Below are 20,891 nucleotides of genomic sequence, written 5' to 3'. Positions count from 1 at the left end.
GCGCCGGAGCCGGAGCCGGAGCCGGAGCCGGAGCCGGACCGTAGACCCGAACCCCGGACCCCGGACGTGGACCCGGCTAAGGCACCGGGCCCCGTCGCCGGGGGATCAGCCCGGCAGCCGGCGGAGGCCGCCCTTGGCCGCCGCGACCAGTTCGGGCAGGGTGCCGAGCTTGACCCGAGGCCGGCCGTCCGCGCGGCCGCGGGCGCGTTCGGCGCGGTCGATCGCCGCCAGGCCCCGCGCGTCGACCACCTGGCGGGTACGGCTCCGGGCGAGGCGCTGGAACGATCTCGCGGTGCGCGTGGCCGAGGGGAGGGCGCCGGCCACCGCGTCGGCCAGGAGCGTGCCGACCGTCTCCGCGGCGCAGCCGCGGTTGGCCCCGATGCCGCCCGAGGGGCCGCGCTTGATCCAGCCGACGACGTACGTCCCGGGAAGCCCGGCCACCCTGCCGCGCTCGTGCGGCACGGTTCCGGTCGTCTCGTCGAAGGGCAGACCCGCCACCGGAACCCCGCGATAGCCGACCGCCCGCAGCAGCATGCCTGCCGGAAGTGTCCGCTCCTCCTGGCCGTTCGTCACCCGCACGCTTTCGACGGCGCTTTCGCCGACCGCTTCCAGGGGCGCGGAGTGGAAGCGGAGGATGATGCGCCGCCCCGGAGCGGGTGCCCGGGACCAGTCCACCGCCTCGCGGGCCGCACCGCGCAGCAGGGCCGCCTTGTCGCCGTCCCGCGCGCCGTCGATCGCCGCGCCGGTGCGGGGATCGTGGTCGTCCACGACGAGGTCCACCCCCGGCAGATGCCCGAGCGCGAGCACCTCGGAGGCGGTGTACGCCGCGTGCTCCGGCCCGCGCCGCCCCAGCAGCACCACCTCGCGCACCCGGGAGGTGCGCAGGGCCGCGAGCGCGTGGTCGGCGATGTCGGTGCCGGCCAGCTCCGCCGGATCCATGACGAGGAGCCGGGCGACGTCGAGGGCGACGTTGCCGTTGCCGACCACGACGACCCGCTCGCCGGTGAGGCCGATCGCGTCCGGCGCCACCTCCGGGTGGGCGTTGTACCAGGAGACGAACGTGGTCGCCGAGACGCTGCCCGGCAGCTCCTCGCCCGGAATGCCGAGCCTGCGGTCGGCGGCCGCGCCGACGGCGTAGATCACCGCGTCGTGGTGAGCGGCCAGCTCCTGCGCGGTGACGTCCTTGCCGACCTCCACGCCGAGGTGCATCCGTACCCGGGGATGGGCGTGGAAGCGCGCGAAGGTGTTCCCCACCTGCTTGGTGCCGGGGTGGTCGGGCGCCACGCCGTACCGGACGAGCCCGCCGGCCACCGGCAGCCGGTCGACGAGCGTGACCTCGGCGTTGGTGTGCAGGAGGAGGTCCTCGGCGGCGTACATGCCGGCCGGCCCCGTGCCGACGACCGCGACCCGGATCGGCGCGAAGTCGGAGGGCAGACTGCGCTCGAACGACGGGCTGCCCCAGGAGTGGAAGACGGGCCCCTCCTCGACGGGCTCCGGCTCCTTGTCCGCGAAGTACGCGGCATTGATGGCCGCGTACTCCTTCTGCGGTCCCGACAGGCTGTCCACCGGGAAGATCGCGTCGACCGGGCAGGCGTCGGCGCAGGCTCCGCAGTCGATGCACGCCCTCGGGTCGACGTGGAGCATCTCCGTACTGCCGAACTCCCGCTCCTGCGGGGTCGGATGGATGCAGTTGACGGGGCACACCGCGACACAGGTCGCGTCGCTGCAGCAGGTCTGGGTGATGGCGTAGGTCATCTCGTCATCCGTCGGCTCGGGTCGTCGTCGAGGGGGCGCACCGTGGAGGAGGACGGTGCGGGCCGGTCGGGGCCGGGGGTCAGATCAGGTGGGCGCGCTTGTAGAACGCCAGGGCGGGCCTGGTCAGCAGGCCGGCGGAGGCCAGGAACTCCATGAGCCCCGAACAGCTGGACCGCATCAGGGACTTGTGGTGCTCGTTCGCCTTGGCCTCGGCGAGGGCGCGCCGGCCGTCGAGGCCGGCGTTCGCGTAGACGCCCCGGTTCACCATGCTGGTGACGATGAAGTAGGAGGCGACCGCGATGACGAAGGCGTGGATGTGACGGCGCACCGGGCCGGCGCGCCGCAGGCGCTTGCGCGTCTCGTCGCGCGCGAACTTCATGTGCCGGGACTCCTCCACCACGTGGATGTTGTTGATGGTGCGGACGAACGGCACCACGCGCTCGTCGCGCATCCAGTCGCGCTGCATGACGTCGAGGACCTCCTCGGCGACCAGGATCGCGGCGTACGCGGCTTCGCCGAAGGCGAGCGTCTTGAAGGCCCGGCCGAGTTCGACGACCATCCGGGGCGGGCGGTAGGCGGGGGCGCCGAGCTTCGCGGCGCCGCGGGCGAACATGATGGAGTGCCGGCACTCGTCGGCGATCTCGGTGAGGGCCCACTGGAACCGCGGGTCGGTCGGGTCCTTGGTGTACATGTCGCGCAGCACCATGTGCTGCAGGATCATCTCGAACCAGATGCCGGTGCTGGCCACCGAGGCGGCCTCCTGCCGCGTCAGCTCCTTGCGCTGGGCGTCGGTCAGCTCGTTCCAGTACGCCGTGCCGTAGAGGGTGCTCCACTCGGGGCTTGCGCCGTGGAAGTCCTTGTCCAGCGGGGTGTCCCAGTCCACCTCCACGGCCGGGTCGTACGACAGCTTCGCGGCCGAATCGAGCAGCCGGCGGGCGACGTCCTGCTCGCGGAGCAGGTCCTGGTCCTCCGGCCGGACGGTGCTGCTTGCCATGCTGCGGCTCCTTTGACTCGAATGACACGTGGCTCGTGCCTCGTGGGCTCATGACGCGTGGCTCGTGGCTCGGATGGCGCGGACGATCGGGCGCACGCATGCCACCTCGCTTGTTAGATGTCGCATCTAGCAAGCTGTTAGACGGAACGTATAACAAGGCGCGGGGGCGGGCCTACCCCCCGGTAGGAAATTCGCCGGAACTCTTCACGGCGGAAGCCGACGAGCCCGCGCGGCGCCCCGGCCGCGGTCGCCGCGGCCGGGGCAGGGGCCCGGCCCGTGTCCTCGCTGGTCGAACGCCATTTCCGGCCCTGCGGCGGGGCATGAGAAGCCCGCCGTGGGGGAACGGGCGAAGCACGCGAGACCTGTGGGGCGCCCTGGGTGTGCCCGTACGCACGGGGCGACGGAAGGAGACAGGCCATGGTGCTGATGGCCGCGGACGTGCTGGGCGCGCCGTGCTGGCTGAGCCTGGTGGCGCGGGATCTGGACGCGGCGGAGCGCTTCTACGGCGCCGTCCTCGGCTGGACCTTCCGTGAGGGCAGCTTCGGGCGGGCGTTCTCCGTCGCCGAGCGCGACGGCGTACCCGTCGCCGGCATGGGAGCGGTGGCCGGACAGCTCGCCGTCCCGGTGGCATGGACGGCGTACTTCGCCGTCGAGGACGCCGACACGGCGGTCGCCAGGGTCCGGGAACGCGGCGGAACGATCGGGGTGGGCCCGGTCTCCTATCCGCCCCGCGGCCGCGCCGCCCTGGTGGCCGACCGGGAGGGCGCGGTCTTCGGCATCGGGGAAGGAGGCGTCCACTCCGACTGGAAGATCGGCGAGGGGGCGGCACCGTCCTGGCTGGAGCTGCACACCCGGAACGCGTTCGACGCCGCCGTCTTCTACGGCGAGGTCCTGGAGTGGGGCGACTCGGACGGGCCCGGCTGCGACGTCTTCTACGAGGAGGACCAGGTCGTCCTGCGACGCGCAGGAGAACCCGTCGCGCGTCTGAACAGCGGACCCGTCGAAGAGGGCGCGCCCACGCCGCAACGACGGCCCCGCTGGCTGGTCCACTTCAAGGTCCGGGACCTCGACGAGGCGACGGCCGTGGCCGTCGAGTACGGCGGGAGCATCGTGACGGGCGCCGAGGCCGAGTGGGGCGGCGGGCGGAAGGTCACCCTGCGGGACCCGGAGGGCGCCCTGTTCACCCTCGACGAGTCGCCCGACGCGTGAGCAGCGGGGTGGCGCGCACTCCGGCGTGCTGCGGTACGGCGTGAGGGCGCACCGGGCGGCGGCGGGCGGTCCGCGTTACGCGGGCGGGCGGTCCGTCAGGCGTCGCCGCGGATCCGCAACAGCATCAGGGCGATGTCGTCCGTACGGTCCCGGGTGGGGCGGACCTCCCGGAGCAGCGCGTCGATGACGACGTCCGGATCCGTGCCGGAGGCCCGGGAGAGGCTGTCGGCGAGCCGCGCGAGGGAGACGTCGATGTCGGTCCCCGGCGTCTCGACGAGACCGTCGGTGTAGAACGCCAGGGTCAGCCCCGGCGTGAGAGGGGTGTCGGAGACGGGATAGACCGCGTCGGGGTCGATGCCCAGGAGCGGCCCGGGGGTGATCGCCATCGGGGTCGTACGCCCGTCCGCGCGGCGCAGCAGCGGCGGGGGGTGTCCCGCGCTGGCGACGCAGAGCCGGCCCTGCGCGAAGTCCAGGTGGGCGTAGAGGCAGCTGGTGAAGAGCCCGGGATCGAGGTCGGTCAGCAGCCGGTTCGTCGCGGACAGGACGATGTCCGGCGGCGTGCCCAGGGTGGCGTGGGCGTGGACCCCGGCCCGGACCTGCCCCATCAGCGCCGCGGCGGCGACGTTGTGCCCCTGTACGTCGCCGATGACGGCCGCGGCGGCGCTGCCGCCCAGCCGGATCAGGTCGTAGAAGTCGCCACCGATCTCCATGCCCCGGGTGGCCGGCAGGTAACGCGCGGCGACGTCCAGGCCCGGCACCAGGGGAAGGGTGTGCGGCAGCAGCGCCTCCTGGAGGCCGTGGGCGAGATGGTGCTTGACGTCGTACAGCCGGGCGCGGTCCAGGGCCTGGCCGACGAGCCCCGCGAGCGAGGACATCACGGAGCGCTCCTCGGCGGAGAACGTGTGGGGCCGGTCGTACGTGAGGACGCAGCAGCCGACCGGCCGGCCGGAGATGATCAGCGGCAGGAACGCCCAGGCCTGCTTCCCGCTCACCTGGGGTGCCTCGGGATAGATCCGCCGCATCTCCTCCGGGTCGGCGAAGAACGAAGGGATCCCGGTGGCGAGCGTCCGCCCCACCGGGGTGAAGGCGGTGTCCAGCGGCAGGCCGTCCAGACGTTCGATGACCTCCGCCGGATAGCCGCGGTGTCCGGTGATCCGCAGCCGCCCGGCGTCCTCGGCGGACAGGACCAGACCGCTCGCGCCGAACGCGGGCATGATCTGGTCGGCGATCACGTCCACGACGTCCTGGACGCCGACGACTTCGGTGAGGGCGGCGGCCAGGTGCATCAGCTGGTAGAGCTGCCCCGCGCGGGCCGGGGTGGCGGTGTGCTCGGAGAGCGGGGGGGCCGGTGACGGCGGGGGCTGGGCCCCGGTGGGGACGATGCGGACGCTGATGCCGCTGGAGTCCGGGTACAGATGGAAGTCCAGCCAGCGGTCGGGCGGGCGGCAGGCGGTGAAGGAGACGGGCTCGCGGCTGATGACCGCCGCGCGGTAGCGGTCCTCGTAGGTCGGGTCGTCCAGCCAGGGCAGGGACTGCCACGGCAGCGTGCCCAGCAGGTGCGCGGCATCGCGCCCCAGCAGCTCGCAGCCGCCGGAGGTGACGTAGGTGATGCGCCCTTCCAGGTCCAGGGCGCAGGAGCCGCCCGGCAGCCGCTCGGCGAAGTCGGCGGCCGCCCGCACCGGGCTCGCCGGCCTGCCCCCGGCCTCCACGGGGATGGCTCGGGGCCCGGCGCTCCCGTCGAGCGGCCTGCCCGACTCGACCGCCTCGTCGAGGAGCCGGGCCAGGCGCCGGCAGTGGGAGGCGATGTGCCCGCGCTCCCGGTCGCTCATCCGCGCGGGCCGGGTCGGCGGCCACATCAGCAGCAGGGACCCCCAGGACCTGTTGCCCGTGATCGGAGCGGCGGCGAGCGAGAGCGGGTACGGCAGCGCCATGGCGGTACGGGGGTAGGAGCGGGCCATCTCCTGCTGGCTGCCGACCCACACCATGTGACCGTCCCGGACCGCTTCGGCCACCGGGGCGGGGGCGGTCATGGGGACCCGCGCCCAGGGAGCGGCGAAGTCCACCGGGGCACCGCACAGCGTCTCCAGGCACAGCACCTGCTCGTCCGGGGCGAGGAGGTAGACGGCGCCGATGGACGCCCCGGTCCTGCGGGTCGTCTCCGCGAGTGCCTCGTCCAGGGCGGCGGCCGCCGGGTTGGCGGCGGCGGCCGGTGCCACCGGCGGAGGGGCGCCGACGGACGGATCGGTGTCGGCGGAGGGTACGGTGCAGGGGGGTTGCAGGGGGGTGGGCCCGGGCCCGGTGGCGGTGGGCGGGAGGGCGTCGGATCCGGGCCCCGCGCCGGCGGCTGGGAGGGCGTCGGGCGCCGCGCTGGGTCGGGCGGCCGGTCCGGGCTCCGTACCCCTGCCGGGGCGGGGGGCGCCGCCGTCCGGAGCGGCCCCGCCATGAGGATCGGCGGCATCCGCCGGATCGCTCGTATGCGTCACGGAGGCACCTCCAGCGTCGCGGCCGGTTTCCTCCCCCTCCCGCCGTCCCGAAGGACCGCCGGACTCCTGGAGCCCATTATGGCGCGTACCCGCCCGGCTTACGGCGCGTACCCACCCGGCCACGGCTTGTGGAAGCGGAGCCGCCGGTTTGCGTGAAGGGCGCACGGGCACCGCACGGGTACGGACGCAAGCGGTCCCGACCTGCTCACGCCCTGCGCATCCGTCACGGAAGGCATGGGGAACATCATGGAACTCGGCTTCCTCCGCCCACTCTTCACCCGGCTGGGCCCCTGGGCCTCGGTCTACATCGACACCTCCCGCGCGACCGAGGACGCGCTGAAGATCCAGGAACTGCGCGAGCGCTCGGTCGCCTCCCAGCTCATCGACGCGGGCGCCGACGGCTACACCACCCGGGCGGTCATGGAGCGACTGTCCCGGGAACCGGCCTCCGGGGCGCCGCCCGGCCGGGCGCTCTTCGCCGCGGGCGCCGAGGTGGTGCTCGACCTCCCGCTCGCGATCAGCCCGCCCACCGTCGAGGCCACCTGGTCGCTCCTCCCGCACGTCTCTCCGCTGGCCCGGCTGCGCGGCGACGAGCCGAGCTGCCTGGTGGCGTACATCGACCGTACCGGCGCCGATCTGGAACGGTATGACGCCCTGCACCGGGAGGCCCTGGGCGAGGCCCACGGCAAGGAGGACCAGGGCCGCGGCCATCGCGGAGTCCCCGCCGACCGGCACGAGTGGCACTACCGCAACAAAGTGGAGAACGCCTGGGACGAGACCGCCGACGTCATCGCGGCCGAACTCGCCCGCCGGTGGACAGGGGGCGAGGCGGATCTCGTCGTGCTGACCGGCGATCCCCGCGAACGCAGGGCCGTTCACCAGCGGCTGCCCGAACCTCTGCGGGCCGTCGCCGTCGAGGTCGCGGGCAGCAGGGCACAGGGCGCCGCGCGCGGCCCGGTGGACGAGGAGATCGCGCGCGTACGGCGGCAGTTCGCGCGCGAGCGGCTGGAAGGCGCCCTCGAACGGTTCCGTCAGGGCCGGGGCAGGCCGGGGGAGCACCGCGCCTCCACCCTCGACACCGGGCCGGGCGAAGCCGCCGAAGGCATGCCCGCCGTCGTGGACGCGGTACGCAACCACCAGGTCGCGACCCTGCTCCTCGCGCCGGACGCCTCCGACGCCCGGCGCGAAGTGTGGATCGGGCCGGGCGTGGACGACGTCGCCGTGCAGCGCGGCGAGGCGTTGGCGATGGGAGTCGCCAAGCCCGAACGGGCGCGGGCGGACGACGCCCTGCTCCGGTCCGCCGCGGCGGCGGGCGGCGAGGTCCTGCTCGTCCCGGAGGACATGCCGGGACCGGCCGGAGGGCTGGGAGCGGTGCTGCGCTACGCCCTCTGAGCGCGATCGCCCGGCGGGCGGCGTATCGGCGGTGGATGTGGCCGGCCGCGTACCGGCAGATGGCGCCGACACGCCACGTACCGGCGGTGGGTGCGGCCGGTACGCCGACGGCAGATGGGCTCCGACACGGCCACGCACCGGCAGGCGGGCGCCCGACGCACTGCGCCCCGGCCGGCGGGCGCCGACGCGTGACGCACCGGCAGGGCGCTGACACGTGACGTGCCGGCCGGCGCCGGCAGGCGAGCCGCGTACTCGTCGGCGCCCGCCGAGCCGCCGCGCGCCCGCCGAGCCGCCGCATACCCGCCGAGCCGCCGCGCGCCCGCGGACCCGCCGCGTACCCGCCGACGCTCCCGGCCATCGCTCCGGTCCGGCGCCGCGGCTTCCTCTCCGGCGCACGTGCCTCAGAGTGGGCGGCCGTCGGTCGACGCCGGATCGGTCGCCGAGAGCGGTCGGTCGGCGTCGGTGCCGAAGTAGCGAGGGTCGCCCTCCTGGCGCAGGTCGAGCATGTCGAGGAGCCGCGCCAGATCGTCGGGCCCGGTGGCCCGTTGGGCGACGGCCAGCCGGGCGGCATGTCGTTGGGCGGCCGTGGTCGACGGGGTCCGCTCGTTGCCTTCTGCTCGCTCCATGAGCAGATCGGACCACGCGTCCGCCGTCCGCGCAGCCCGACCGCCCACCCGGGGCTCCCGCCGCGACGCCGCCCGCTGCTCCGTTCGGCGGAGGCGGTGGTACGTGTCGTAACGGCGCCGGCGCGATCCGGCGGGCCACCGCCTCCCGCCGCGCGGATCGTCGCCCCGCCTCCGTCGGCCGGGCAGTCGGGCGCACCGGGCCACCGGACAAGTCGCCTGCCGGGCAGGGGAGTAGGGCTCGATGGACCCCTGGTCAGGCACACGCCTTCCCCTCCCCGCAAGACGCATCCTCCTTCCGCCCCTGCCTCCGCGCCCGCGCCTCTGCCCCCCCGAAGGCGTCCCGCTTCGCCGGCATCGCCTTGTCGCCCGTACGGGAGATCCTGGCGCTCACCGCCCGCGCCGCCGCGCCCGACTCCCTGCCGGCTCACCCGAGTCCGCCGCGCTGTACTGCCGCGATGACGGTGGGTGACGCTCTGGGATGCGGGCGTGCCGCGCCGCTGCTTCTCTGAGGGCGTCCGCTCACCCCCAGATCAAGGAGTGATCATGAGCGTTGCAGGAGAGTCCGGCGGTCGTGTGCAGCAGCTGCGCCAGAAGGCGCAGGAGATGGAGCAGGCCGCCGAACGTGCCTCGGACCCGGACGAGCGTCAGCGACTCAAGGACCGGGCCCGCCGGCTCGAGGAGCAGAGCAGGCGCGAGTCGGAGATGGGCATGACGGACCCCATGTGACGTCTCGTGCCCGAACCGGCCGGTGGCAGCCCCGAGGGGGCGGCCACCGGCCGGCCGTTGTGCGGAGGCCCCCGGAACGGCACGGGGCGACGCGGTTCGACAAGGCTGATCTGGGCATGTCAGCCGCGACGCATCACGCCGCTCCCCACCGGAGGCCCCGTTGCAGCCGCCCCGACCGATATCGCCCGGGCAGAAGTCGCCCCGCTCGAAGAGCCGCCTGGCAGCGCTCCGCCCGAAATCGCCCCGCCCGAGAACCCGTTCGCGGCTCCGCAAGGTGTCGTTCACCCTGGGCGCGGCCGTCGCCCTGGTCGTGGCCGTGCCGGGCACCGCGTTCGCCGCGCCCCCGCCGGGCCTGCCCGGCAACGCGGACGGCTTGGAGCGGACCTTCCAACCCGCCTACGACTACGACACCGACGGCTGTTACCCCACTCCCGCCATCGGGCCCGACGGAACCCTCAACGGCGGCCTCAAGCCGTCCGGGGCCCTCAACGGCCAGTGCCGTGACGCGGGAGACCTGCGCAACACCAACGGTTACGCCCGTTCCTTGTGCAACAACGGCTGGTGCGCGATCCTCTACGGCCTCTACTTCGAGAAGGACCAGGCGGTCCCCGGCATCGGGCTCGGCGGCCACCGCCACGACTGGGAACACGTCGTGGTGTGGGTGCAGGACAACGATGCCCGCTACGTCGCCACCTCCGCCCACGGCTCCTTCGTGATCCACGGGCGCGACCGGATCCGCTGGGACGGCACCCACCCCAAGATCGTCTACCACAAGGACGGCATCGGCACCCACTGCTTCCGCGCCGCCAACACCAACGACGAGCCGCCCGAGAACCACGACCGCGCCTGGCAGTTCCCCACCCTCATCGGCTGGAACGGCTATCCCCCCGGCCTCCGCGACAAGCTCGTCCAGGCCGACTTCGGCAGCGCGCACTTCGGCCTGAAGGACGGCAGCTTCGCCTCCCACCTGGCCGAGGCGAAACCGTCCGGTATCCCCTTCGACCCGTACGCCTGACGACTTCCGCGGCGGGCGGCAGGGGGAGCCCCCCGCCGCCCGCCCGCGTTCCGTCGTTTCCGCGCCCACACGCGTCAACGCGCCGCACCACGCGCCAACATGCGCCAACATGCGCCGACGTGCGTCACACCAGGCAACCCCCGCCCGTAGGTTGCCGTCCTCCGGGGGCGAGGGAGGCGCCCCGGGGGGACCGCGGTGCCTCGACGTGACCGACGATGAGGACGACCGCTTTGATACGTGTACGTGTCACACGCGTGGTGACCACGGCCCTGGCGTTACTGGCGTTGACCGCCGCGGCGCCGGGGCCGGCGCATGCCCAGCCCTCCCCGGGCCCCCGGCCGACGGCGCCCCGGAGCCTCCAGGCCCTCCCCGACGGCGAAACCCTGCCGGCGGGCTGGCGGTTCAGCGGCACCGGCGCCACCCGGCAGCTCGTCTGGACCGCGCCCGAGCCCGTGCCCATGGGCGACGCGCGGATCGAGTTCCACGCCGGCGAGCGCCTGCTCGGCCGGCCGGATGCCTCGCGGGACCGGCGGACGTACCGGCTCGCTCTCGGCGACACCCCGCTGGGCGCGGCCACGGAGCTGCGCGTGACGGCCGGCGGCCGCCGCCTGGACGCCGCCGGCGCCGACCGCGCCCCGCACAGCCCGCCCACACCCGCACCGCCGCCGTCCGCCCGCCCCGAGTCGGCCCGTCCGGAGGCGACCGGTCCTGGGTCCGTGCGTCCGGAGGCGACCGGTCCTGGGTCCGTCCGCTCGGAGGCCACCGGCCCGGGATCGGCGCGCCGGGAGGAGCCGCCCGCCAACCCCGTCGACCCCGGAGTCCCGGGCCGCTTCCGCCCGGTCACCGGCGAATACGCGCTCGACGCCGTACGCCTTCCCGGCCTGCCCGCCCCCGTCGAGATGCGCGCCACCGTGGTCGGACCGGCCGACGCGCCCGGGCGGCGCCCGCTGGCACTCTTCCTCCACGGCCGTCACGCCACCTGCTACGACACCGCGGGAGAGGTCACCGGCGACTGGCCCTGCGCCGCCGGAGCCCGACCGATCCCGAGTCACCAGGGCTATCTGCGGGCCCAACGCCTCCTCGCCTCGCAGGGATACGTGACCGTGTCCATCGCCGCCAACGGCATCAACGGCCAGGACCACCTCACCGAGGACGGCGGCGCGCAGGCCCGTTCGTCGCTGGTCCGGCTCCACCTGGCCCGCTGGGCGGACTGGGCCGCCCACCGCTCCGGTGCCCCGGCCGCCGTCCGCGCGGCTGCGCCCGCCGACCTCTCCCGGGTCCTGCTCGTCGGCCACTCGCGCGGCGGGGAAGGCGTCAACCGGGCCGCGCTCGACAGCCTCTCCCGGCCGCCCGCGGACCAGGACGGCCACCGCGGACCCGTGCGCTGGACCATCCGCGGCAACGTCCTCATCGGCCCCACCGTCTTCGGACAGAACCCGGTCCCCGACGTGCCCTCGACCACGCTCCTGCCCGGCTGCGACGGCGACGTGTCCGACCTCCAGGGCGAGATCTACGTCGACGGCACTCGCGGTGTCAGCCACGGCACCGCCCTGCACAGCGCCGTGTACATGATCGGCGCCAATCACAACTTCTTCAACAGCGAGTGGACCCCGGGCCAGGCCGAGGCACCGGCGGACGACGACTTCTGGTCCGACGAGACCCCGGACCCGGTCTGCACGCCCGGGACGAAGACCCGGCTCACCGCCACCCAGCAGCAGGCCGCGGGCGCCACCTACATCGCCGCGTCCGCCCGCCTGTTCGTCGCCGGCGACGACCGCGTCCGCCCGCTGCTCGACGGCACCGGTCGCCGGGCCCCTTCCGCCGGCCCCGCCCAGGTGCTCACCCACGCCGTCGGCGCGCACCGCGTCCCGGCCTTCCTGCCCGGCCCGTCGGTCACCGTCTCCGGCGGCCGGACCTGCGCCCACGTCGACCCCGACCCGGCACGCGCCTGCCTGCCGCTCGACGCGGGCGGCACGTCACCGCACTTCGCCTCCTGGGAGGCGTCCCCCGAGCCGGGCCGGGACGCGATCGCGATGCGGTGGTCGAGCGCGGGCTCCCCGACCGTCGTCCGCAACGTCCACCCCGTCTCCCTCGCCGGCAGCCAGGACCTCGCCCTCCGGCTGATCGTGCCGCCGGGCTCCTCCGGCACGCTGCTCGACATCGTGCTCGTCGACACCTCGGGCCGCCGCGCCCACCTCGGCCAAGCCAAGGCCGACGGCCTCCCGGGCAGCGAACGGACCGCCTCCCACTGGGCGCGCGAGATCCGCGTCCCGCTGGCCGCAGCCGCCCGCGCCGGATTCGACCTCAAGCGGGTCAAGGCCCTGGAACTGACCCCGCGCACCCGCACCGGCAGCGCCTGGCTCATGGACGCCTGGGGATGGCGCCCCGGCACACCGGCCGTCCGCCCGGCCGCGATGCCGCGCGTCGACATCGGCCGTCTCACGGTCGCCGAAGGCGACGCGGGCGTCCGGACGTACCGCGTCCCCGTGCACGTCACCGGGAGCGGCAGCGGTCAGGTCCGCGTCTTCGTCCCCCGGCCGGGCACGGAGGAAGTCACCCACCGGACCGTGACCGTCCGCCCGGGCAGCCGCACCATCGACGTCCCCTTCACCGTCCGCGGCAACGACCGCTACGGCCACGGCCGCTCCCAGGAGGTGTTCGTGAAGGCGGTACGGGGCGCGGCGGTCGGCGCCCACCACGGCGGCGTGACCGCCCGCGACGACGACCCCATGCCCGCGGTCACGCTGACCCCGGTCGCCGCCGACGTCACCGAAGGGAAGCCGCTGACCTGGAAGGTGAGCCTCTCCGCCGTCGCCGACGCGGAGATCTACGCCGAACTCTCCCTGCTGCCCGTCGCCTCCGGCGCGGAACTGTCCACGGCCGATGTCGACCGCGGCTGGCTGGAAGAGCGGTTCGGAGAGGTACCGAACCCCGCACGGCCCCTGTCCCGGATCACGGAACAGCCGTCGCTGCCGGTCACGGTACCGGCCGGGAGGACCGGCATCGAGGTCACCGTCCCCACCGTCACCGACCGGCTCCGTGAGCCGAAGGAGTCGATGCGGGGACGGCTGATCGCGTACGACGAGGCCGGGGAGCCGCGCCCCGGACCCGAGTTCACCGGAACGGTGCGGGACGGCTCGTAGCCCTCGGCGCACCGCCCCGCCGTCGGCGCACGGAACCCCGCCGGGGACCGAGCGCCGACGCGTGTCCGAACGCGCATCCGGGGTACGCGCAACCTTCCTGAAGCACGACGCACTTGGGGGGTTCCATGAGGACACGCATCGGATGGCGCCGCGCCACGGCCGAGGCACCGCGGCAGGCGGCCCTGAAGCCGACCACGAAGCCGGCGGAGGAGAATTCCCCGGCCCCGACCCCGAAAACCGGGCCCGGCCCCTTCTTCCGCTTCGTCCTCACCGTGCTGGCCCTCGCGGCGATGGTGGCCTTCGCCGTCGTCCTCGCCCGGTTGACCCTCCAGCCGTCACCGGCCTCCGAGGCGCTCACCCACTCGAATCTCAGGCCGGGCGACTCGATCCGCGCCTACCTCTCACAGCCCGCCTTCCGGGACACCCTCAAGCAGCTCGGCGGAAACATCCTGCTGGGCGTGCCGTTCGGCCTGCTGCTGCCGGTCGTGTCCCCCCGCACCCGCGGGTTCGTACGGATCGCGCTGCTGACGGTGGCGACGATGCTCCTGGTCGAGCTGGTCCAGGGCGCCCTCATCACCGGCCGCGCCTTCGACATCGACGACGTGCTGCTCAACACGGCGGGCGCCCTCCTCGGTTACGCCCTGGTGGGCCGCCGCCTGGGCAGGGCCGTCCACCCACGGCGCAAGCGCCACTGGTGGACACCGCGCCGCACCTGACACTCGTCATCCCCCATGCACCCGCCCCCCCGGCGCACGTGCCCCTGACCGACCGCATCTCCCCGAGGAGGCTTCCCATGGACGAAGGAAAGAACGTCGCGACGCCGACGCCCGAGCGGCATGGCGATCCTGCCGTCGAGAGATCCGGCGGGCCGCTGCGACAGCGGACCGGCGGGTCCACCGAACGGACCGACGAGCGGCCGGAGAGCCGGCCCGGAACGCGGTCCGCCGAGCACTCCCCGGCAGGGCGGTCCGACGCCCGGGCCGACGACGGCCGCCCCGCGACACGCTCCGACGACCGGCCCGACGCAGGGTCGGACGGGCGGGCCGAGACCGAGGTGGAGCGCGCCGACCGCCGCTGGCAGGAACTCATCCAGGAGATCCGCGTCGCCCAGACCGGCGTCCAGATCCTCCTCGGCTTCCTCCTCACGGTGGCCTTCACCCCGCTCTTCCAGGGGCTGGAGCAGACGGACAAGACGATCTACATCGTCACCGTCGTCCTCGGCTCCCTCGCCACCGGCGCCCTGATAGGCCCGGTCCCCTTCCACCGGCTCGTCTCCGGCCGACGGATCAAGCACCAGGCCGTCGCCTGGGCCTCGCGGCTCACCTTCACCGGCCTCCTGCTGCTCCTCGCCACCCTGACGTCGGCGCTCTTCCTCATCCTGCGGGTGGCCACCCACGACCCCTACGTGCCGTGGCTCGTCTCCGGCGTCCTCCTCTGGTACCTGCTCTGCTGGTTCGTGCTGCCCGTGTGGGTCCGCATCCGCTACACCAGCGGCGACTGACCGGCCGGCCGCCGTCCTGCCCTCCGGGCGCCCGCCTTACACCGGCGGGCGCCCGGATCGCATGCGGTCCCCGCCGACAGGCCGAGGACGGTACCGGTTCGGGTGAAGCGCCGTGTGACCGGCGCGGGGCGTGGAATGCGTCCCCCACCAGTCCGCACCACCGAGGAGGAACCCATGCGTCGCCTTGCCGTCACCGCCGTTCTCGCCCTCGCCGCGCTCTCCCTCGCGTCGGCCGTCCCCGCCGCCGCCGAGGAACGGGAGACGGAGTACAGCCATACCTTCGAGGTCCATGTCGGATCCATCCACATCAGCGAGACCGTCGACGTCGAGCAGGAGTCCTCGACCGGCGAGTGAACTCGTCGCCCGGCCCGGCCGAGCGGACCGACGGCGCCCGTCCTGAGGGGGACGCGCCGCCGGTCCGCTCGGCCGTACGCATGCGAAGGTGAACCGGTGACCACGCCCGCGAAGACCGACCACCGCCTCCTCTTCGGCTGCATGGGCCTGGGAGGCGCCTGGGACACCAGCCCCCACACCGCCGCCGACATCGACGCGGCGGACACCGCCGTCGAGGCGGCCCTCGACAGCGGCATCACCGCCTTCGACCACGCCGACATCTACCGGCACGGCAAGTCCGAAGCGGTCTTCGGAGAGGTACTGGCCCGCTCGGCCGGACTGCGCGAGCGGATCACCCTGCAGACCAAGTGCGGGATCCGCCTCGCCGAGGGCGACCGCCCAGGCCTGTACGACCTGCGCGGCCCGACCCTCGTCCGCCGGGTCGAGGAGAGCCTGCTGCGGCTGCGCACCGACGTCCTCGACGTCCTGCTCCTGCACCGCCCCGACCCGCTCGCCGACCCCGCCGACATCGCCGGGGCCCTCACCTCGCTCCACCGCCAGGGGCTCGTCCGCCGGTTCGGCGTCTCCAACATGAACTCCGCCCAGATCGCCCGGCTCCAGGCCCACCTGGACCTGCCGATCGTCGCCGACCAGCTGGAGATGAGCCTCCACCGGCGGGCTTGGCTGGAGGACGGCGTCCTCGTCAACACCCCCGAGTCCGCCGCCAACGGCTTCCCCGCGGGCACCGTCGAGCACTGCCTGACCCACGGCATCGGACTCCAGGCCTGGGGCGCGCTCGCCCAAGGGCGCTACACCGGGGCCCAGCAGAACCCCGCGGAGACCGCCACGGCCGCGCTCGTCTCCTCACTCGCCGAGGCCAAGGGCACGACACCGGAGACGATCGTGCTCTGGTGGCTGCAGCGCCACCCGGCCCGCATCACCCCCGTCATCGGCTCCTCCCGCCCGCCCCGCATCCGCGCCTGCCGCGACGCGGCCCTGCACGAACCCGACCTGACCCACGACGAGTGGTACACCCTCTGGGTCTCGGCGCGCGGCGCCGCCTTGCCTTAGAGCATGCTCGAAAAGTCCCGTCCGGCCCGGACGATCAGTCGGTGAGCGGGCGGTAGACGGTCAGCGCGTCGGGCAGCTTGTCCAGACGGAACGCCGCCGGGGCCGGGACCACTTCGCCGTCGTAGGCCATGTGCGTGTCCTCGGGCAGGCCGGAGACGCGCAGGGTGGTGAGCCGGGCCGCCGCGTAGAGCCGGGTCCGTGCCAGCCCGCCGGCCACCGCCGTGGCGAGGAGGCGGGTCCGGGCGAACCGGCCGCCGTGGGCGATGCGGACGTCCAGGACGCCGTCCGCCATGTCGTGGCGTCGCAGCGGGGCGAGCCCCGCGCTGCGGTACGCGCCGTTGCCGGCGAAGAGCATCCACAGCGACTCGGGCCGGCCGTTGACCTCGGCGCGCAGGGGCCGGGACGTCCGCAGGACGTGGACCACGCCGAGTACCGACGCCAGCGGCCCGCCGAGGCGGGGCGACCACCGCTCCCGGAGCCGTACGAGCTCCGGGTAGACGCCCAGGCTGAAGGTGTTGAGGAAGTAGGCGCGGGAGTCGTCCTCCTCGCTGGTGATCCGGCCGACGTCGGCGCGGACCGCGTGTCCCTCGGCCAGCGCCGCGCAGGCGTCGGCGACCGTGTCCACGCCGAGGTCCACCGCGAAGTGGTTGAAGGTGCCGCCGGGTACGACGAGCAGGGGCACGTCGTGCCGGAGGGCCGGTTCCACCGCCGCGTTGACCGTGCCGTCACCGCCGCAGACACCGAGCACGCCCCCACGCTCGGCCACCTCGGCGGCCGTCGCGTCCAGCACCTCGGGCAGCGGCCCCGCCTCGTCGTCGTACAGGACGATCTCGGCCCGGGGGAGGAGCGTCCTGATCTGGCGTACGGGATCGAGGAGCTGCGGCTGGGCGCCGGAAGCCGCGTTGACGAAGACGACGAGCCCGTCGCCTTCGGGGAGGGCTCGGGCCTCCACCCGGGGGCGGGCGGGGGTCGGGACCAGATCGCGGGTGGGGGCGAGGCCCCGGACGGCGAACGCGGCGCCCACGCCCAGACCGGCGCCCACGAGGACGTCGCTGGGGTAGTGGACGCCGGTGTAGACGCGGGAGAAGGCGACCGAGGCGGCCACCGGCAGCACGGCCGCCGCAAGACCGCGCGATTCCAGGGCCACGCCCGCGGTGAAGGCGGCGGCGGAGGCCGTGTGTCCGGAGGGGAAGGAGCTGGTGAACGGCTGGTGGGGCAGCCTGCGGACCAGCGGCACCGTGTCGATCAGCGGACGCTCGCGGCGCACGGCCCCCTTGGCCAGGGTGTTGACGGTGGCCGACGCGAGAGCCAGGGACGTCATCCCGCGGACGGCGGCCCGCCGGCCGCGCGGCCCGCCGAGGGCCCACATCCCGGCGGCGACGCCGAACCACAGCAGACCGTGGTTCGCGCTCCGGCTCAGCCGGGGGAGGACGGGCTCGGCGCCGGGCCAGGAACGCTTCGCCACGTGCGCGAAGACCTTGCGGTCCAGTCGTCCGAACGCGCCGGTCATGCGTCCTCTGGCGACCTGGCTCATCACATCTCCTCGTCGTCGGTCCGGGTCGAACACGCGCCCGGCCAGCGCCAACGTACCCGCCCGAGCCGGAATGACACGCGCGTCGCGCCGGGGATCACCCGTGGTGCCTCCGTGCGCCGTCCCGTCGGGTCTCGGTCAGGACGCGGCCGGGTGGGCGTCCAGGGCGGCGTCGCTGTCGGGGTGGATCGCGAAGATCAGGTCGAGGCCGACGATGCCGAGGACCCGGGCCACCGGTGAGGGCACGGAGGCGAGGGCGATCGAGGCGTTCGCCGCGGTGACGGCGTTGCGGGCGGTGAGGAAGGTGTTGATCCCGCTGGAGTCGCAGAAGTCCAGACCGGCGAGGTCGAGGACGAGCAGGTGGCCGGGGGAGAGATCGACGGCCCGCACCTGTTCGCGCAGGTGCGGGGCGGTCTCGTAGTCGAGTGCGCCCGCCAGCGCGAGGACCGTGGCCGCGGGCGTGGTGCGTGTGGTGATGTCCAGCATGGTCATGATCAGTCTCGGTGGGTCGACGGCAGGGCGGGGGGCGCCGGCCTGTCCGGGGTGGGGTCCCGGGCGTAACGGTCGCCGGAGGAGGCGTCGGCGGGCACCCCGAGGGCGAGCAGCGCGGTGTCGTCGCCCAGGCCGTCGCCGAAGCCTTCGAGGAGTCCGGTCAGGGCGGTGACGATACCCGCCGGCGTGGCGGGGGCGCGGGCGGCGACGAAGTCCCGCAGGGCCTCGTCGCCGAACAGGTCACGGGCGGCTCCCGTACGGGCCTCGGTGAGACCGTCGGTGTAGAGGAGCACGCTGTCCCCGGGGTGGAGGGTCGTACGGGCGGCGACGAACCGGGCGTCCGGCAGGATGCCGACCAGCAGTCCGCCCGGCGTGGACAGGAACTCCGTCCGGCCGTCGCCGCGGAGGACGAGGGACGGCGGATGGCCGCCCGAGGCGAGTTCGAGCGCGTAGGACCCGTCGTCCCCGGCCGGCTCCAGCACCCCGAACACGGCGGTGCAGTAGCAGGTCTCACCCGCCGGATAGTGCTCCGTGAGCGCGGTGTTGAGCGTACGGAGCGCGGCGACGGGATCGGGGTCGTGGAGCGCGGCCGCCCGCAGCGTGTACCGCGTGAGCGAGGTCAGCGCGGCGGCCTCGGGGCCCTTGCCGCAGACGTCGCCGAGGAAGAACGCCCACCGTTTCCCGTCGAGCGGGAACAGGTCGTAGAAGTCGCCGCCGAGACGGTCGGGGGAGGCCGTGTGGTAGTACGAAGCGGCGTCCAGGCCGGGTACGGACGGCAGCCGGGCCGGCAACAGGCTGCGCTGGAGCACCGCGAGGGCGTCCTGGAGCCGGGCCCTGTCGGCCTCCGCGGTGCGGCGGGCCGCCTCGGCCTCCTTGCGGTTGTGCAGCAGCTCCGCCTCGTAGGCGCGCCGGTCCCGCGCGTCGGTCAGTGTGATCCGGGCGAGCAGCGGCCGTCCGTCGGGGCTCGACCGCACTATGGCGCTGGCCAGGACCGGAAGCGGTTCGCCGGCGCAGGCCAGCTCCAGGGGGACGCCGCCCACCTCGCCGTTCAGCCGCAGGGCGGGGGCGAGTTGGGCTTCGTAGGAGAGCCGCCCGGCGGGGGTCAGGAGCTCGCCGAACTCCACGCGGCCCACCACTGAGCCCCGGTCGATCCCCAGCCACTGGAGCAGAGTGGTGTTGACCCGGGCGACGGTGCCGTCCAGCAGGATCGAGACGTACCCGCACGGCGCGGTGTCGTACAGCTCCTCGGCGCTGTCCTCCAGGACGGCCATGTAGGACTCGAGGGCGACGGCGGGCGAACGGAGGCCGGGCTGGTCGTGGCGCGTGGTCCCGTGGTTCATCGAAGGCTCCTGAAGCGGCCGACCCGGCGCGGGCCGACACGGCCGAGGGGGCGGCTCCGGTCAGCGGAGCCGCCCCTCTCTGCGCGGACGAGGTCAGTGCTTGAAGGCGTCCTTCGTCTTCTCCTTGGCCGTACGCGCGTCGCCCTTGGCCTGCTCGGCCTGGCCCTCCGCCTCGAGACGCTCGTCGCCGGTCATCCGCCCGGCCGTTTCCTTGAGCTTGCCCTTGGCCTGCTCGCCCTTGGCCTTCATCTTCTGCTCACCGGACACAACCGATCACTCCCTGTGCGCTAGGCATGTCTGACAACAAGGCGCCTGACCGGGATTCGCGGCGCTAAACCAGCGAGAAAGGCGCTGCTTCCAGAGAAAGGAGAACGCCCCGGTAAAACCCCCTTCAATTCCCCGGATCGACAGGGAAAAACGCACGCATTCGAAGGGATGTTCCCCAGGGCGGGGGGTAAGCGGCTGCCGGGAGGTTGATAGGAATGGTTCCTCTTCTGCTGGTACTTCTGCTGATTCTGATCCTCTTCGGCGCGGGTTTCGCGGTGGAGGCGCTCTGGTGGATCGCCGTCATCGTGCTCGCGCTCTGGCTGCTGGGCTTCGTGGCCCGGCCGAAGGGCGGCTCAGGACGCTGGTACCGCTGGTAGCGGCGTCAGAAGAACGCGCGGAACGCGGGGCCTGTGGGCGCCACCCCCTCGGGGGTGGCGCCCACAGGCCTGCCACCCCTCGCCCGGGCGTTGTCTACACCGGGCCTTTCGACGCAACGCCTTTGTTCCCCCGGGGCCACGGCCCCGGGGGAACACACGCGCCCCATCTACTGCTCCAAGGGGACGACCGCGCGGATCGTCTTCCCGCCCTCGTGGACCGAGACGGTCACCTCGCGGCACAGCCGCAGAACGATGGGCCAGCCGTAACCACCCGGCGTCAGCGCCTCGCCACGCCGGTTCTCCGGCGGCTCGTCGCTGGTGTCGGTGACGGACACCGTGACGCTGTCGCGCCCGAGGTCCAGCCGGAACTCCGTGGCCCCGCCGGCGTGCCGCTCGGCGTTGGCCACCAGCTCGGAGACCACGAGCAGCAGATCGTCCACCTGTGACCGGTCCACCGGCCGGATCCGCGCGAGCCTTCGGCGGGTCGCCTCCCGGGCGTCGGCGGAGGTCCGTACCCCGCCGCCCCCACCGGAGTCACCGGCGAAGGTTCCCTGGGTACGCGTGCGGGTCGTCGTATGGGACCAGGCCTCGTCATGAGGCTGCATCATGGTTCCCCTTCCTCCCGTTTTCCAGGCA

General features: G+C 74.1%; 19 protein-coding genes. 10 read left to right on the top strand and 9 right to left on the bottom strand.

Annotated elements, in window-relative coordinates; all coding sequences use genetic code 11:
- Positions 1-105: 105 nt before the first annotated feature.
- Both ACFZBD_RS07580 and ACFZBD_RS07575 read right to left on the bottom strand, forming a co-directional pair.
- Positions 106-1,755, bottom strand: coding sequence for an FAD-dependent oxidoreductase (locus tag ACFZBD_RS07580; RefSeq protein ID WP_391137082.1), 1,650 nt, complete (start codon positions 1,753-1,755; stop codon positions 106-108).
- A gap of 79 nt (positions 1,756-1,834) precedes the next feature.
- Entirely contained in the window at positions 1,835-2,749 is a 915-nt protein-coding gene (locus tag ACFZBD_RS07575; RefSeq protein ID WP_391137079.1) for a diiron oxygenase, read from the bottom strand.
- 417 nt (positions 2,750-3,166) lie between these two features.
- On the opposite strand from ACFZBD_RS07575, the gene ACFZBD_RS07570 reads away from it, so the two are divergent.
- Positions 3,167-3,958, top strand: coding sequence for a VOC family protein (locus ACFZBD_RS07570; RefSeq protein ID WP_391137076.1), 792 nt, complete (start codon positions 3,167-3,169; stop codon positions 3,956-3,958).
- A 95-nt stretch (positions 3,959-4,053) separates the two neighbouring features.
- Here ACFZBD_RS07570 and ACFZBD_RS07565 read toward each other — a convergent pair whose 3' ends face one another.
- Positions 4,054-6,174, bottom strand: a complete 2,121-nt coding sequence (locus ACFZBD_RS07565) for a SpoIIE family protein phosphatase (protein WP_391137073.1) — start codon at positions 6,172-6,174, stop codon at positions 4,054-4,056.
- 501 nt (positions 6,175-6,675) lie between these two features.
- Here ACFZBD_RS07565 and ACFZBD_RS07560 point away from each other — a divergent pair.
- Positions 6,676-7,833, top strand: coding sequence for a hypothetical protein (locus ACFZBD_RS07560; RefSeq protein WP_391137070.1), 1,158 nt, complete (start codon positions 6,676-6,678; stop codon positions 7,831-7,833).
- A 401-nt stretch (positions 7,834-8,234) separates the two neighbouring features.
- Here ACFZBD_RS07560 and ACFZBD_RS07555 read toward each other — a convergent pair whose 3' ends face one another.
- A complete protein-coding gene (locus tag ACFZBD_RS07555; protein WP_391137067.1) occupies positions 8,235-8,459 on the bottom strand; it encodes a hypothetical protein in 225 nt (74 codons plus the stop codon).
- Between the two features lie 543 nt (positions 8,460-9,002).
- On the opposite strand from ACFZBD_RS07555, the gene ACFZBD_RS07550 reads away from it, so the two are divergent.
- The 7 genes from ACFZBD_RS07550 to ACFZBD_RS07520 all read left to right on the top strand — a co-directional run bounded on the left by ACFZBD_RS07550 (position 9,003) and on the right by ACFZBD_RS07520 (position 16,248).
- Positions 9,003-9,185, top strand: a complete 183-nt coding sequence (locus ACFZBD_RS07550; protein ID WP_391137064.1) for a DUF6381 family protein — start codon at positions 9,003-9,005, stop codon at positions 9,183-9,185.
- Positions 9,186-9,459: 274 nt separating this feature from the next.
- Positions 9,460-10,200, top strand: a complete 741-nt coding sequence (locus ACFZBD_RS07545; RefSeq protein ID WP_391137061.1) for an NPP1 family protein — start codon at positions 9,460-9,462, stop codon at positions 10,198-10,200.
- A gap of 458 nt (positions 10,201-10,658) precedes the next feature.
- On the top strand, positions 10,659-13,343 hold the full coding sequence (locus tag ACFZBD_RS07540; RefSeq protein ID WP_391138521.1) for a hypothetical protein: 2,685 nt from the start codon (positions 10,659-10,661) through the stop codon (positions 13,341-13,343).
- A gap of 125 nt (positions 13,344-13,468) precedes the next feature.
- Positions 13,469-14,059, top strand: coding sequence for a VanZ family protein (locus tag ACFZBD_RS07535; RefSeq protein ID WP_391137058.1), 591 nt, complete (start codon positions 13,469-13,471; stop codon positions 14,057-14,059).
- Positions 14,060-14,397: 338 nt separating this feature from the next.
- The gene (locus ACFZBD_RS07530; protein WP_391138519.1) at positions 14,398-14,844 is read left to right on the top strand and encodes a DUF6328 family protein; all 447 of its coding nucleotides are present in this window, start codon (positions 14,398-14,400) and stop codon (positions 14,842-14,844) included.
- A gap of 174 nt (positions 14,845-15,018) precedes the next feature.
- Positions 15,019-15,198 carry a hypothetical protein gene (locus ACFZBD_RS07525; protein ID WP_391137056.1) on the top strand — a complete coding sequence of 60 codons (180 nt, stop codon included), beginning with the start codon at positions 15,019-15,021 and terminating at the stop codon, positions 15,196-15,198.
- 96 nt (positions 15,199-15,294) lie between these two features.
- Positions 15,295-16,248 carry an aldo/keto reductase gene (locus ACFZBD_RS07520; protein WP_391137053.1) on the top strand — a complete coding sequence of 318 codons (954 nt, stop codon included), beginning with the start codon at positions 15,295-15,297 and terminating at the stop codon, positions 16,246-16,248.
- Between the two features lie 34 nt (positions 16,249-16,282).
- Here ACFZBD_RS07520 and ACFZBD_RS07515 read toward each other — a convergent pair whose 3' ends face one another.
- From ACFZBD_RS07515 to ACFZBD_RS07500, 4 genes are all read right to left on the bottom strand, one after another.
- On the bottom strand, positions 16,283-17,782 hold the full coding sequence (locus tag ACFZBD_RS07515) for a phosphatase PAP2 family protein (protein WP_391137050.1): 1,500 nt from the start codon (positions 17,780-17,782) through the stop codon (positions 16,283-16,285).
- Positions 17,783-17,917: 135 nt separating this feature from the next.
- Complete coding sequence (locus ACFZBD_RS07510; protein ID WP_391137048.1) at positions 17,918-18,271, bottom strand: anti-sigma factor antagonist; 354 nt, start codon at positions 18,269-18,271, stop codon at positions 17,918-17,920.
- Positions 18,272-18,273: 2 nt separating this feature from the next.
- A complete protein-coding gene (locus tag ACFZBD_RS07505) occupies positions 18,274-19,611 on the bottom strand; it encodes a SpoIIE family protein phosphatase (RefSeq protein WP_391137045.1) in 1,338 nt (445 codons plus the stop codon).
- 93 nt (positions 19,612-19,704) lie between these two features.
- Positions 19,705-19,878 carry a CsbD family protein gene (locus ACFZBD_RS07500; RefSeq protein ID WP_391137042.1) on the bottom strand — a complete coding sequence of 58 codons (174 nt, stop codon included), beginning with the start codon at positions 19,876-19,878 and terminating at the stop codon, positions 19,705-19,707.
- Positions 19,879-20,093: 215 nt separating this feature from the next.
- Here ACFZBD_RS07500 and ACFZBD_RS07495 point away from each other — a divergent pair, with 215 nt between their 5' ends.
- Positions 20,094-20,255, top strand: coding sequence for a DUF5670 family protein (locus ACFZBD_RS07495; RefSeq protein WP_391137039.1), 162 nt, complete (start codon positions 20,094-20,096; stop codon positions 20,253-20,255).
- Positions 20,256-20,422: 167 nt separating this feature from the next.
- On the opposite strand, the gene ACFZBD_RS07490 is transcribed toward ACFZBD_RS07495, so the two are convergent.
- Positions 20,423-20,863, bottom strand: coding sequence for an ATP-binding protein (locus ACFZBD_RS07490; protein ID WP_391137036.1), 441 nt, complete (start codon positions 20,861-20,863; stop codon positions 20,423-20,425).
- Positions 20,864-20,891 lie beyond the last annotated feature (28 nt).

It is taken from the genome of Streptomyces sp. NPDC008121 (assembly GCF_042957155.1).
Classification (GTDB): domain Bacteria; phylum Actinomycetota; class Actinomycetes; order Streptomycetales; family Streptomycetaceae; genus Streptomyces.
This window is presented reverse-complemented; position numbering and strand designations above follow the sequence as displayed.

What these genes read in the sequence shown, in the direction of transcription:
- ACFZBD_RS07580 (WP_391137082.1), bottom strand. Translation starts at nt 1,755, where the DNA reads ATGACCTACGCCATCACCCAGACCTGCTGCAGCGACGCGACCTGTGTC.
- ACFZBD_RS07575 (WP_391137079.1), bottom strand. Translation starts at nt 2,749, where the DNA reads ATGGCAAGCAGCACCGTCCGGCCGGAGGACCAGGACCTGCTCCGCGAG.
- ACFZBD_RS07570 (WP_391137076.1), top strand. Translation starts at nt 3,167, where the DNA reads ATGGTGCTGATGGCCGCGGACGTGCTGGGCGCGCCGTGCTGGCTGAGC.
- ACFZBD_RS07560 (WP_391137070.1), top strand. Translation starts at nt 6,676, where the DNA reads ATGGGGAACATCATGGAACTCGGCTTCCTCCGCCCACTCTTCACCCGG.
- ACFZBD_RS07555 (WP_391137067.1), bottom strand. Translation starts at nt 8,459, where the DNA reads ATGGAGCGAGCAGAAGGCAACGAGCGGACCCCGTCGACCACGGCCGCC.
- ACFZBD_RS07550 (WP_391137064.1), top strand. Translation starts at nt 9,003, where the DNA reads ATGAGCGTTGCAGGAGAGTCCGGCGGTCGTGTGCAGCAGCTGCGCCAG.
- ACFZBD_RS07540 (WP_391138521.1), top strand. Translation starts at nt 10,659, where the DNA reads ATGGGCGACGCGCGGATCGAGTTCCACGCCGGCGAGCGCCTGCTCGGC.
- ACFZBD_RS07535 (WP_391137058.1), top strand. Translation starts at nt 13,469, where the DNA reads ATGAGGACACGCATCGGATGGCGCCGCGCCACGGCCGAGGCACCGCGG.
- ACFZBD_RS07525 (WP_391137056.1), top strand. Translation starts at nt 15,019, where the DNA reads ATGCGTCGCCTTGCCGTCACCGCCGTTCTCGCCCTCGCCGCGCTCTCC.
- ACFZBD_RS07515 (WP_391137050.1), bottom strand. Translation starts at nt 17,782, where the DNA reads ATGAGCCAGGTCGCCAGAGGACGCATGACCGGCGCGTTCGGACGACTG.
- ACFZBD_RS07510 (WP_391137048.1), bottom strand. Translation starts at nt 18,271, where the DNA reads ATGACCATGCTGGACATCACCACACGCACCACGCCCGCGGCCACGGTC.
- ACFZBD_RS07505 (WP_391137045.1), bottom strand. Translation starts at nt 19,611, where the DNA reads ATGAACCACGGGACCACGCGCCACGACCAGCCCGGCCTCCGTTCGCCC.
- ACFZBD_RS07495 (WP_391137039.1), top strand. Translation starts at nt 20,094, where the DNA reads ATGGTTCCTCTTCTGCTGGTACTTCTGCTGATTCTGATCCTCTTCGGC.
- ACFZBD_RS07490 (WP_391137036.1), bottom strand. Translation starts at nt 20,863, where the DNA reads ATGATGCAGCCTCATGACGAGGCCTGGTCCCATACGACGACCCGCACG.